Origin of the sequence: Corallococcus sp. AS-1-6 (assembly GCF_020037015.1) — a bacterium.
In the GTDB taxonomy this organism is placed as follows: Bacteria; Myxococcota; Myxococcia; order Myxococcales; family Myxococcaceae; genus Corallococcus.
This window is the reverse complement of sequence record NZ_JAIQDE010000001.1, coordinates 25139-37527: the sequence shown is the minus strand read 5'-3', so window position 1 is coordinate 37527 and position 12389 is coordinate 25139. Positions and strand designations below refer to the sequence as shown.

Annotated in this window: 8 protein-coding genes; all 8 read left to right on the top strand. The window is 72.0% G+C overall.

Translation table 11 applies throughout. The features are described 5' to 3' along the window. The first annotated feature begins 424 nt into the window (after nt 1–424). The 8 genes from K8612_RS00150 to K8612_RS00115 all read left to right on the top strand — a co-directional run bounded on the left by K8612_RS00150 (nt 425) and on the right by K8612_RS00115 (nt 12365). Nucleotides 425–2959: an HYR domain-containing protein gene (locus K8612_RS00150; RefSeq protein ID WP_223760844.1), complete on the top strand. Its 2535-nt coding sequence runs from the start codon at nt 425–427 to the stop codon at nt 2957–2959. 52 nt (nt 2960–3011) lie between these two features. Continuing rightward, nucleotides 3012–3554 (top strand): DUF350 domain-containing protein, encoded by a 543-nt coding sequence (locus tag K8612_RS00145; protein ID WP_223760843.1) that lies wholly within the window; start codon nt 3012–3014, stop codon nt 3552–3554. 8 nt (nt 3555–3562) lie between these two features. Beyond that, nucleotides 3563–4435, top strand: coding sequence for a hypothetical protein (locus K8612_RS00140; protein ID WP_223739181.1), 873 nt, complete (start codon nt 3563–3565; stop codon nt 4433–4435). Between the two features lie 97 nt (nt 4436–4532). Continuing rightward, nucleotides 4533–5825 (top strand): chitosanase, encoded by a 1293-nt coding sequence (locus K8612_RS00135; RefSeq protein WP_223739180.1) that lies wholly within the window; start codon nt 4533–4535, stop codon nt 5823–5825. A 61-nt stretch (nt 5826–5886) separates the two neighbouring features. Continuing rightward, nucleotides 5887–7806: an AAA domain-containing protein gene (locus K8612_RS00130; RefSeq protein WP_223760842.1), complete on the top strand. Its 1920-nt coding sequence runs from the start codon at nt 5887–5889 to the stop codon at nt 7804–7806. A gap of 201 nt (nt 7807–8007) precedes the next feature. Further along, nucleotides 8008–8199 carry a hypothetical protein gene (locus K8612_RS00125; protein ID WP_223739178.1) on the top strand — a complete coding sequence of 64 codons (192 nt, stop codon included), beginning with the start codon at nt 8008–8010 and terminating at the stop codon, nt 8197–8199. 53 nt (nt 8200–8252) lie between these two features. After that, nucleotides 8253–9128, top strand: coding sequence for an alpha/beta hydrolase (locus K8612_RS00120; RefSeq protein ID WP_223760841.1), 876 nt, complete (start codon nt 8253–8255; stop codon nt 9126–9128). A gap of 237 nt (nt 9129–9365) precedes the next feature. Further along, nucleotides 9366–12365, top strand: a complete 3000-nt coding sequence (locus K8612_RS00115; RefSeq protein ID WP_223760840.1) for a choice-of-anchor D domain-containing protein — start codon at nt 9366–9368, stop codon at nt 12363–12365. Nucleotides 12366–12389: the final 24 nt, after the last annotated feature.

Below are 12389 nucleotides of genomic sequence, written 5' to 3'. Positions count from 1 at the left end.
ACCGAGGGGGAAAGACAGTCTAGGTATCGCGATGTCTCAACACGAGAACCGGGGAAGGCCCGTTTTCACGAGCCAGGGCACCAGACCCGGAGGGATTCGCGGGCCTGTCTCATGAACCATCATGACACGTCGCGAAATGAGTCTTGGATTGAGACGGCCGGTGCGGCCCCGGGCCCACCGCCCCTCGGGAGAGTCCGGTGCGCGGCGGATCCGCGCCTCCCGCTCTCCCCACCACCGCCCAGGTAGAAGCACCTCCGCGCCCGAGGGCGGCGACCGGTGGTGAACAGATGCCCCTGGCATGGCGCCGGCGGTGCGCAACCTGTCGGACAGTCGGACAGGTCGTGGGTTGTAGCCCGGCGGGGGCGTGATGACGGTGCGCCCCCAGCGGGACAGTTGGCAGGCGGGCGGGCGTGGAGGGGCGGGCATGGGGATTGTCAGCGGTCGTGCGTGGCTTTCGGCGTTGTCGTTGGCGGTGGGTGCGGCCCCGGCGTTCGCGCGGGCCGAGCCCGCCCAGATGGATCCGGTGAGCGTGCGCCGCCTGGTGGACCTCACGTCCACCCCCCAGTTGCTCCCTGACTTCAATCGCCCCGGCGCGCAGGCCACGGCCGAGCTGAACGGACGCCTCTACTTCCTCGCCACACCGGGCGACGGCAGCGCCGGCCCCTACGTCCAGGACCTGTGGGTGACCGACGGAACGCCCGCGGGCACCCGCTCCGTGCAGGAGGAGCTGCTGCCCTCCGGCGCGCGCATCGACCCGGGCTCGCTGCGCGCCACGCCGCACCGCCTGTTCTTCACCGCGACGTCGGCGGAGACCGGACGTGAGCTGTGGACGAGCGACGGCACGCGCGAGGGCACGCACGTCACGCGTGAGCTCAACCCGGGCCGGCTCGACGGCGTGGCATTCCAGGCGCCCGTCTTCGTGTTCGGGGACTCCGTGCTCTTCGCCCCGGCGGGCATGGGCGAGACGGAGTTCGACCTCTGGAAGTCTGACGGCACCGCCGAGGGCACCGTGCCCGTCAAGGACATCTACCCGGGGCTCGCCACGGCGAACGCGAACGGCTTCGCGCGCGTGGGGGACACGGTCTTCTTCTCCGCGGAGACGGAGCAGGGCTTCGAGCTGTGGCGCACGGATGGCACCGAGGCGGGCACGGCGCTCGTGCGGGACATCCACACCGGCGTCGGCGACTCCCTGCCGCGACACCTCACCGCCGTGGGCGACACGCTCTACTTCACCGCGGAGGACTCCACGCACGGCCGCGCGCTGTGGAAGTCGGACGGCACCGGAGCGGGCACCGTCCTCGTCCACGGCTTCAAGCCCACGACCACGGCGGGCCCCAGCGTCCACCACCTCACCGCGCTGGGCAGCTCGCTCCTCTTCCTCGTGACCGGCACGCCCGAGGGCATCGAGCTGTGGCGCACGGATGGCACCGAGGCGGGCACCCTGCCGGTGAAGACGCTGCCCCGGTCGATGCTCGAGGGGCCTCCGGGCGTGACGCTCGTCCCGGTGGGCAGCCGCGTCTTCGTGGTGGCGCGGGGCGCGGCCTCCGGTGACTCGCTGTGGGTGACGGACGGCACCGAGGCCGGCACCGTGCACCTCTCCCGGCCCACCGCGTACGGAGTGGAGTCCGTGCGCGGCTTCACGCCGTGGGAGGACGGGCTCGCCTTCATCGTGACGACGCAGGCGGGGGCGAGCGAGCTGTGGCGCACGGATGGCACCGGGGCGGGCACGGCCCGGCTGACGTGGCTTCCTTCAGGCAACCTGTCCGCGCTGGCCTCGGGGCTGGTGTCCTTGCAGGGGGCGCTGCTGACGACGGCCGGCGACCCGTGGACGCCTCGCGCGCTGTGGCGGATGGAGCGGGATGAAGCGCCGCCGACCTTCGTGTGCCCGGCCACCCGGGACGTGCCCGCCAACCGCCCCGAGGGGACCCTGACGCAGGGCCTGGCGCCGGTGCTGACCAGCGCGCTCGCGGCCACGGTGCGCACCACCCATCCGGACTCCAGCCTGCTGCCGCTCCACCAGCCCGTCCTCGTCACCACCCGGGCCGAGGACGCGACGGGCCGGCTCGCGTACTGCGCCACCGTGATGACGTCACGGGACCTGACGGGGCCCGCCATCAACGGCTGCCCGACGCAACTGTCCCTGGGCACGCGGTCCGCTCGCGGAGCGACCTTCTACTACCCGACCCTGAACATCCAGGATGAGTCGGGCTCCAAGGTGCTCGTCACCTACAGCCCGGAGAACGGCAGCATGCTGCCCCTGGGCACCACCCAGGTGAACATGACGGCGAAGGACGCGGCCGGCAACGAGACCACCTGCGCCTTCCCCGTCACCGTCTTCGACGGTCAGGCCCCCACCGGCGCCTGCAAGGTGAGCGAGGTCCGCGTGGAGGCGGAGGGGCCCGACGGCGCGCACGCGTACTGGCCGGAGCCCACGCCCACCGACAGCATCTCCAGCAAGGTCACCGTCACCAGCACGCACGCGTCCGGGGACCTGTTCCCGCTGGGCCTCACCCGCGTGCAGGTCGTCAGCACCGACGACGCGGGCAACAGCACCTCCTGCGAAATCCAGGTGCGGGTGCGCGACTCGCGCCCGCCCGTGCTCACCTGCCCGCAGGACCAGACGCTGACCACCGCGGTGATGTCCGGCACCCGCGCGGCGTACCCGGACGCCACCGCCTCGGATGCCGTCTCCGGGACGGAGATCTCCTACAGCCCCGTCGTGGGCACGCCGCTCGCGCCGGGCCTGCACGCGGTGCAGGTCACCGCCATCGACGCGGCCGGCAACGCGGCGCTCTGCAACTTCCACGTGACCGTGCAGTACGACCCGACGAGCGACATGCGGCAGGGCATGGGCTGCTCGGTGGGCGGCGGCCCGGAGTCGGCGGTGGGCTGGGCCGCGCTCGTCGCCCTCGCCTGGACGCTCAGCCGCCGTCTGAAGGACGGCAAGCCGCGCGCGTGAGCCATGAGCCGTGGCGGCGAGGGGGACTTCCGCTACAGTCCCCAGCGCCCCCATGGACCTCACCCTCTTCGTCGTCGGACTCATGAAGGTCGTCCTCGGCGGACTCGTGGCCGCGCTCGGCATCGGCTTGAGCATGCGCGGCCTGAGCCGCCTCCTGGACAGCCACCCCGTGGAGGAGCTGCGCCAGGGCAACGTCGCCTCCGGGCTGGTGCACGCGACCAGCCTCGTGTCGCTGGGCCTGCTCGTGCAGCACGCGCTGAAGGCCACGGGCGACGCGGTGGACCTGGCGGTGCAGAACCCGCCCGTGTCCGCCATGTCGGTGCTCCAGTTGCTGGGCCTGGCGCTGGTGCACGTGGCGCTGTCGCTGGCGGTGGGCGTGGCGGTGCTCGCCCTGGGCGTGCGGCTGTTCGACAAGATGACGCCGGGCATCGAGGAGCTGGCGGAGGTGCGCAGGGGCAACATCGCCGCCGCGCTCCTCCTGTGCGCCTTCCTGCTGGTCATCGCGCTGCTCACCGCCCCGGGCCTCCAGGCCGCGCTCAACGGGCTCATCCCCTTCCCGCAGCTCCCCACCGGGGTGCTGCGCGCGCCCGCCTGAGCCACCCCATGGCCGCGCGCGCGTGGAAGACGCTGCTGTCGCTCCTGCTGGTGGGCGCGCTCATGGCCTTCGCCAGTTGGGAGCTCGGGGTCGGCCGCAAGGCGGGCCGGCTCCCGGATCCCCCCCGGCCACCGACGGAGGCTCCCCCCGCGGACCCCCAGGAGGCGATGCGGGACCTGGGCGTGGTGCTGGTGCCGGAGGACACGCCGCCGGAGCGGGCCAGGTCCTATGACTGGCGCGTGGACGGCATGGAGCCCGCCCGTCAGCAACTGGCCTACGGGCTGGGAGAGGCGATGGAGCGCGGGCTGGAGCAGGCGCACCGCGACTACAGCGTGCGGCTGCGCTACCGCGCCATGGGCCCGGAGCGCTTCACCTACGTGGCGCCGCCGGGCTGCGGCACGGACATGCGCTGCATCTACGCGGAGCTGATGCGCAGCAACGCGGAGCCGGTGCGCGTGCTCGGCGAGCGCTTCGCCACCTCCATCCGCGAGCGCGACCTGGACGCGGCGCAGGCCACCGAGCTCATCCTCGGCTTCGTGCGCCGCATCCGCTACGAGCTGCCCGGCGACGAGCCCTTCGGCATCGTCCCGCCGGGGCTGGTGCCCGCGCAGGACCGCGGCGACTGCGACTCCAAGGCGGTGCTGGCGCTGATGCTGCTGCGGCAGGTGGGCGTGGACGCGGTGATGCTCTACTCGGACGCGCTCGCGCACGCGGCCATCGGCGTGGGGCTGCCCGGCACCGGCACCCGCATCCCCTTCGCGGGGCGCGCGTACCAGTACGCGGAGCTCACCGCCGAAGGCTGGCCGCTGGGGATGATTCCGCCCCAGTACGACAAGCCGCAGTTGTGGCGGGTGCTTCCACTGCCGGACGTCCAGGGCTGAGCGCCGCTGGAGATTTGCATCGAATACGGCTATTCCTGCTCTATCCGGGATGCTCGTCGAGCGCGGGCATCCCGTCTACCCAAATGGGGGCAGGCACATGGCGGCTTCACGGACGTGGATGATGGGCCTCACGGCGGGGCTGGTGGCGCTGGCGGGGGGTTGTGGCGGCGCCGGGGACACGGCGGCTCCGAGCACGGTGGAGCAGGCGCTGGGCGCGTGCACGCACTCGGTGACGACGAACACGTACGACGGGCCGGACTACTGGGGCACGCTCGTCTTCAAGAACACGGGGACGGTGGCCATCGCCAACCCGGTCATCGCGCTCGACGTGCCCTCGGGGGTGACGTGCGACGATGACCAGCCCGGCTGGACGCACACGCAGTCAGGCCGCACGTGCACCTTCACGCGCACGTCGTCGCTGACGGTGGCGGTGGGCGCGTCCTACACGTTCAACTACTCCACCAACTCCAACGTGTCCTTCACCGCGGCCAACGTGAAGGTCCAGTCCGACAGTTGCGGCGGCACGTCCCCTGGCGGCTCCGGCCTCACGGCGAACCAGAAGAAGGTGGCCGAAGGGCTGACGAGCATCTGGGAGAACGACACGCCCACGCTGGACTACGCCTATTCGGAGAACATCTTCGACGGGCGCGGCTACACCAACGGGCGCGCGGGCTTCTGCACCGGCACGGGCGACGCCATCCAGGTGGTGGAGTGCTACCGGGCCCTGCGCACGGAGGCCAATGGCAACCGCCTGGCGAAGTACTGGAACGCGCTCACCGTCATCAACAACCGCTTCCTGTCCACCGGCCAATCCCAGGCGTCCACGGCGGAGCTGGACGCCGTGGGCAACTGGACCGCGGACTGGGCGGCCAGCTTCAACACCACCGCCACGAAGGCGGACTTCAAGCAGTGCCAGGACCAGGTGAGCGACGCGCTCTACTACACGCCCACCATCAACGAGGCCGCGAAGTGGGGCCTCACCCAGGCGCTCACCAAGGCCGCGCTCTATGACGCGTCCATCAACCACGGCTTCGACGGCATGAAGGACCTCATCCGCAAGGCCAACACGGCCCTGGGCAACAGCGGCCAGGTGGCGCCGGTGGTGGGCTACAACGGCATCACGGAGAGCGCGTGGCTCCAGAAGTTCCTGGAGAAGCGCCGCGACGTGCTGGCGGCGGACTCCACCTGGGTGGAGGCGGTGGACCGCGTGGCCGCGTACGAGAAGCAGCGCCGCCGCGGCAACTGGGACCTGGGAGTCGCCCTGCGCAACGACGTGCGCGCCCGCGACTGCTGGACGACGGCCTACCCGGCGAGCGGCTACACCGTGCGCAACATCAACCCGGACGGCACCTGGAGCACGCCGTCCTCGTACACCTATTCCTGCCAGTAGCAGGACGGTCCGGCACGCGGGCCGTGACGGCGGGCGCCCCGGGATGGCATGACCTGGGGCCATGGCCCGTGACGTTTCGTTCTTCGACAAGCTCGGCTCGCTGCTCGCCCAGGAGCGCGAGGCCGAGAAGGCCCGGATGACCTCGCTCGCGCAAGGGCTCACCCTGCGCGAGCGCGAGGAGCAGGGCCTGTCCGTGCTGGACCTGGAGACCGTCGAGGAGGAGGTGGGCCTGGGCGGCCGCATCCTCCTCACGCTCGCCCGCGCGGACCGGGGGAAGCTGCCCACGCGCGTGTCCAACGGCGACCTGGTGGCGGTGCTGCCCCGCCGCGCGGAGGTGAAGGACCCCGCGAAGGCGCTCGTGTCGCGCGCCACCTCCACCCGCATCCAGCTCGCCTTCGACCGCGAGCCGCCCGCCTACCTGTCCGAGGGGCTGCTGCGCCTGGACGTCGTCCCCAACGACGTCACCTACGAGCGCGTGCGCGCGGGGCTCCAGCGCGTGAAGGCCATGGACAAGGGCCAGGAGCGCCACAAGCGCGAGGTGCTGCTGGGCAACGAGCCCCCGCGCTTCGACAACACCAAGGACTTCACCCCCACCCGCCCGCTCAACCCGGAGCAGCAGGACGCCGCGAAGCGCGCGCTGGCCGCGGAGGACTTCTTCCTGGTCCACGGCCCGCCCGGCACCGGCAAGTCCACCGTGCTGGCGGAGGTGGCGGCCCAGGCCGTCGCGCGAGGCGAGCGCCTCTTGTGCACGGCGGCCAGCAACGCCGCGGTGGACCACCTGCTGGAGCTGTGCCTGGAGCAGGGCCTGCGCGCCATCCGCGTGGGCCACCCCGCGCGCGTCGCCGCCCGCCTCCAGGAGCACACGCTGGACATCGTGGTGGAGGAGCACCCGGACCGCGTCGTCAGCCGCGACCTGTTCGACGAGGCCTTCGACCTCTTCGGCTACGCGCGCAGGCAGCGCAGCCAGGGCCGCAGCCGCGAGCGCTTCTCCAACGCCCGCTCCTCCACCGCCGAGGCCAAGGACCTGATGGACGAGGCGCGCAAGCTGGAGAAGAAGGCCGTGAAGGCCGTGCTCGCCCGCGCGGACGTGGTGTGCGTGACGCTCGCGAGCCTGGGCTCCGGCGTGCTCGCGGGCGAGGAGTTCGACCGCGCCCTGTTGGACGAGGCCACCCAGGCCACCGAGCCGCTGGCCCTCCTGGGCTTCCTGCGCGCCCCCAAGGTGGTGCTCGCCGGAGACCCCCAGCAGTTGCCGCCCACCGTGCTGTCCCAGGAGGCCGCCAAGGCGGGCCTGGGCACGAGCCTCTTCGAGCGCCTGCTCCAGGACCACGGCGACGACGTGAAGCGCATGCTGCGCGAGCAGTACCGGATGAACGCCGCCATCATGGCCTTCCCCTCCCAGGAGATGTACGGCGGCGAGCTGCGCGCCCACCCGTCCGTGGCGGAGCGCACGCTGTCCGGCGTGCTCACGCCCGGCGCGCAGGTGGACGCGCCGCCGGTGCTCTACCTGGACACCGCGGGCAAGGGCTTCGACGAGGAGGTGGAGCCCACCACGCACTCCCTCCTCAACCCGGGCGAGGCCACCTACGTCATCGCCCGCGTGCGCGAGCTCCTGGAGCGGGGCCTGTCGCCGCGCGAGGTCGCCGTCATCGCCCCGTACAGCGCCCAGGCCCGCCACCTGCGCGAGGCCCTGGAGGCCGTGCACCCGGAGGTGGAGGTGGACACCGTGGACGCGTTCCAGGGGCGGGAGAAGGACGCCATCCTGGTGAGCATGACCCGCTCCAACAGCGAGGGGCAGTTGGGCTTCCTCAACGACCTGCGCCGCATGAACGTGGCCCTCACCCGCGCCCGCCGGCACCTGTTCGTCGTGGGCGACTCCGCCACCCTCAGCAGCCACCCCTTCTACGCGCGCTTCATCGAGGGCACCCAGACGGACGGCGGCTACCGCTCGGCGTGGGAGTGGCCGGACCCCGCTGAACAATGATTGTCATCCCAACGACCCGGACCTGCCCCGGAGGACTACGCAAGGAGTGCGACCCGGGTGCGCGAAATTTGTCGCCCCGCTGAACGAATTTTGTCACCTGCTCGGCCGCCGGGCGTGGGAGACGGCCGGAAATCAGGCATTTGGCCCCATCCGAGGGGTCGGCACGAAGACTGCTTTCCTTTCCGGACACGGAGGGAATGCATGTCTCAAGCGCCTGTGGTGACCAAGGAGAATGACGTCTGGGTGATTCGGATTGAACGGCCCAACGGCAAGACCCAGGAGTACCGCTGCGCCACGGAGAGCCAGGCCCGGCAGTTGGCCATGGTGCTCGGCAAGCCGGACACCGGCGGCCCGCCGCGCCCGGCCGCGGCGTCGTCCAGCACCGTCGCGTAGGGTCGCCAGCACCCGGGGGACGGAGTAAGGCGTGGAGGCACGAGGAGGCACCCGTGCCCGCCGCCGCATTCGAATCCCTCACCGTCGACGCAGAAGGGCTGCCGCTGCACGTGCGGCAGCGTGGCCCCCTGGGCGCCCCCGCGGTGCTGATGCTCCACGGGTGGCTGGACCACTCCCACAGCTTTGATCCGCTCTGCGAGCACCTGCCCGAGTCCTGGCGCACGGTGCTGCTCGACTTTCGCGGCATGGGCGAGAGCGGCCACGCGGGCCCCGGCGCCGCGTACCACTTCAGCGACCACCTGCTGGACGTGGAGGCCACCCTGGACGGGCTGGCCCTGCCTCCGGTGCACCTGGTGGGGCACTCGCTGGGCGGCATCGTCGCGCTCGCGTACGCCGCCGCGCGCCCGGAGCGCGTCCAGAGCCTGACCCTCATTGAGAGCCTGGGGCCCTCCGGCGGCCCGCCCGCGGGCGCCGTGCAGCGGCTGCGCGGCTTCCTGGACGACGCGCGCCGCCCCCCCAACCGCAAGCGCTACCCCACCGTGGAGGCCGCCGCGGAGCGCCTGCGTCAGGCGAACCCCACCCTCTCCCCGGACGCGGCGCTGCTCTTCGCGCGCCATGGCACCCGGCGCACGCCGGAGGGCGACTTCGCCTTCACCTTCGACCCGCGCCACCGCCGCCGCTTCGGCCAGGGCTTCGACGAGGCCCAGTGGCTGGCGCTGGAGGCCGCCGTCACCTGCCCGGTGCAGCTCCTGCGCGGCACGCAGGGGCTGTCCCCCGCCCCGGAGCTGCTGGAGGCACGGCTGGCCGCCCTGCGCACGCTGGCCGCCCCGCCCCGCTCCTTCGAAGGCGGTCACCACGTGCACCTGGAGCAGCCCGCCGCCGTCGCCGCCGCGATCGCCGCCTTCGTGACCGGAGCGTCCAGTTCATGACCTGAAAAGTTGGGGGTGCAGGTTGGCAAAGGGTCGGGAAAAACCTTTCACCCTCCAGGGCACCCCGGTTCCCTCCAGCGCTCACTTGGCCGCTGGAGCGTCCGCCAAGTCCCTGATTTCTGGTGGTTGACGGGGGGCGCTCCCGTCCGGCACGGGTCTTGATTAGGGGGAGCCCGAGTTGGATCACGTGTCCCGGGCATCCGTGTGCGTGTGGTGGGGAAGGGTGGGGAGCGGACAATGGTGATGGGGTGGAGGGGTCGGGTCGTCCTGCTGGCGTCGTTGGTGGCGGGGACGATGGCGTGTCACGAGGAGGACCAGACGCGCGCGGTGCAGGCCACGGCGGTGCTGGACGTGGACGCGCTCGACTTCGGCGAGGTGCCGGTGGGCGAGTGGCGTGAGAAGGAGGTCCGCATCCGCAACGTCGGCTACGTGCCCTTCTCCGCGCTGGAGGCGTTGGGGCTGGGCAACAACCCGTCCTACCAGGTGGAGCTGACGGACGGCGGCGGCCGCGTGCCGCCGGGCGAGTCGCACGTCGTCAAGGTGCGCTTCCACCCGCTGGCCGAGGGGCCGGTGGAGGAGACGCTGCGCGTGACGACGGACGCCAACGTGGGCGCCCTGCAGCAGGTGCCCGTGCAGGGCCTGGGCACGCCCACGCGCATCGGCGTCAACCCGCCGGTGCTGGACTACGAGACGCTGGAGGTGGACAGCGACCGCACGCTGGAGGTCACCGTCACCAACCCGGTGGACCTGCCGCTGACCCTGAAGGTCGCGGGCGAGAACGCGGATCCGTTCACCGCGGACACCATCACCGTGCCGCCCAACACCACCCAGGTGGTGAAGACGAAGTACCTGCCCCGCGCGCTGGGGCAGATGGGCGCGCGGCTGGAGGTCGTCTCCTGCGAGACGTGCACCCCGTCCGTGGTGGACCTGAAGGGCAACTCCGTGGCGAGCGCCTTCGTGTTCGACCCGGCGCCCGTGCCCTTCGACGAGATCCCGGTGCACGAGCGCACCGAGTCCTTCACCCGCGCGCGCAACATCACCTGGCGCCCGGTGACCATCTCCGCGCTGGCCACCAGCGACCGGGCCTTCTCCGCGCTGTCCAAGCCGGAGGGCAGCACGGTGCGGCCGGGCGAGGTGGTGGAGATGCGCATGGAGTTCGCCGCGCGCTTCTCCGGCCCCAACGTGGGCAACCTCACCGTGGCGTACGCGTCCGACAAGGCGCGTGAGTCGCGCGTGATGCTGGACGCGCGCGGCGGCCGGCCCACGCTGGCCGTGGCCCCGGTGGCGCTGGACTTCGGCGAGCTGCCGGTAGGCGGCAAGGTGGAGCAGGTCATCCGCATCACCAACGCGGGCAGCAACGGCCCGCTCACCTTCACCGGCGTGCGCGCGGACGGGGACGCGGTGCAGTTCAACGTGGCCACGCCCACGCGCGGCACGCAGGGCTCCCCCTGGAAGGGCGGCACCTGGCCCACGCTGGAGGCCAACGGCCTGCAGATCCAACCGGGCGACGACGCGCTGGAGCTGAAGGTCTACTTCGAGCCCCGGAACGAGGGCACCTTCACCGCCACGCTCTACGTGCAGTCCAACGACCTCTTCACGCCCGAGCGCGCCATCACCCTGACGGGCCGCGCCCGCGCGTCCGGCCCCTGCGTGTACGAGCTGCTGCCGCAGCCGAAGCTGGAGTTCGCCAACGTGGTGCCGGGCCGCGGCGCGGTGCTGGGCTTCTACTTCCGCAACCCGGGCCGGGCCGAGTGCGCCATCAAGAACGTGCACCTGTCCAATGACGGCGGCGGCGTGTTCTCCATGCCGGGCGGCCCCATCACGGGCGGCGTGGTGCTCTACGACACGGCCTTCAGCTCCATGATTGCCTTCCGCGCGCCCACCACGGGCGGTGAGTTCAACGGCGAGCTGATGCTCACCGTCAACAACCCGGCCTACCCCACCGTGACGCTGCCCATCCACGCGGTGTCCAACCCGTCGTGCCTGGTGGCCACGCCGTCCTTCGTGGACTTCGGGCCCATCCGCTACGACTGCCCGGCCCGGCCGCGCACGACGTTCCTCTCCAACCGCTGCAGCGAGCCGCTCACCGTGGGGGACGCCACCATCGGCAACGGCACGTCCAAGCAGTTCTCCCTGCGCACGCCGGTGACGTCCCCCATCACGCTCCAGCCCGGCGAGGGCTTCGAGATGGAGGTGGACTACGCCCGCAGCGTGCTGGGCCAGCACTACAGCCCGCTGTACTTCCAGGTGGACGCGGAGGCGAACCGCTTCCTCGTCCCGCTGCTGGCGGAGACCAACCACGAGGGCATCCAGGTGGACCGCTTCACGCAGGGCACCGACAGCCAACTGGACGTGCTCTTCGTGGTCTCCAACACCACCACCATGGAGCCCTACCAGCAGCGCCTGCGCAGCGCGATCCCCGGGTGGCTCGCGCGGGCCAAGGAGCTGAACGTGGACGTGCGCGTGGGCGTCACCAGCACGGGCCTGGTGCAGCGCCCGGGGCTGTGCGGCGGCGGCGCCAACGGCGGTGAGGCCGGCCGGCTCTTCCCGGTGGACGGCAGCCGCGCCCGCGTGGTGTCCGGCAACAGCGCCAACGCGGCGACCACCATCCAGGCCAACATCGACGTGGGCCTGTGCCACAACCTGGTGCAGGGCCTGGAGACGATGCGCCAGGGCCTGTCCGCCCCGCTGTCCGACCAGGCCGACGACGTCCGCACCCCGCAGCCCAACGACGGCAACCTGGGCTTCACCCGCGCCGCCGCCCGCATGGCCGTGGTGGTGCTGGCGGACGAGGACGACCACTCCGGCTTCGAGCCGGAGAGCTACATCCAGTTCCTCCAGACGCTGAAGGGCACGGGCATGTCCCAGCGCAGCAACCTGCACGCGCTCGTCCCCAACGGGACGTCCTGCTCCACGGCGGGCGCCAACGCGGACCGCTTCGCCGCGGTGGCCCGGGGCACGGGCGGCTCCGTGGGCTCCATCTGCGAGGGGGACTACCGGGGGTTCCTGGACCCCATCATCCAGCAGGCCGGTGAGCCCCAGGCGGACTTCCCCCTCACCGCGACGCCGGACGGCACCGCGGAGATGAGCGTGCGCGTGAACGGCCGCACGCTGGGTGCGGACCAGTGGACCTACGACCCGGCTCGCAACGCGGTCATCTTCGCGGCGGGCTCCGTGCCCACCCCGGGCCAGGCCGTGGAGATCCGCTACCGCAGCATCTGCTCCGCCACGCCGTAGGCGGACGCGTCCGTGACGCAGCGC

Coding starts and splice junctions, on each gene's coding strand:
- K8612_RS00115 (WP_223760840.1), top strand. CDS start 9,366: ATGGTGATGGGGTGGAGGGGTCGGGTCGTCCTGCTGGCGTCGTTGGTG.
- K8612_RS00135 (WP_223739180.1), top strand. CDS start 4,533: ATGGCGGCTTCACGGACGTGGATGATGGGCCTCACGGCGGGGCTGGTG.
- K8612_RS00125 (WP_223739178.1), top strand. CDS start 8,008: ATGTCTCAAGCGCCTGTGGTGACCAAGGAGAATGACGTCTGGGTGATT.
- K8612_RS00140 (WP_223739181.1), top strand. CDS start 3,563: ATGGCCGCGCGCGCGTGGAAGACGCTGCTGTCGCTCCTGCTGGTGGGC.
- K8612_RS00145 (WP_223760843.1), top strand. CDS start 3,012: ATGGACCTCACCCTCTTCGTCGTCGGACTCATGAAGGTCGTCCTCGGC.
- K8612_RS00150 (WP_223760844.1), top strand. CDS start 425: ATGGGGATTGTCAGCGGTCGTGCGTGGCTTTCGGCGTTGTCGTTGGCG.
- K8612_RS00130 (WP_223760842.1), top strand. CDS start 5,887: ATGGCCCGTGACGTTTCGTTCTTCGACAAGCTCGGCTCGCTGCTCGCC.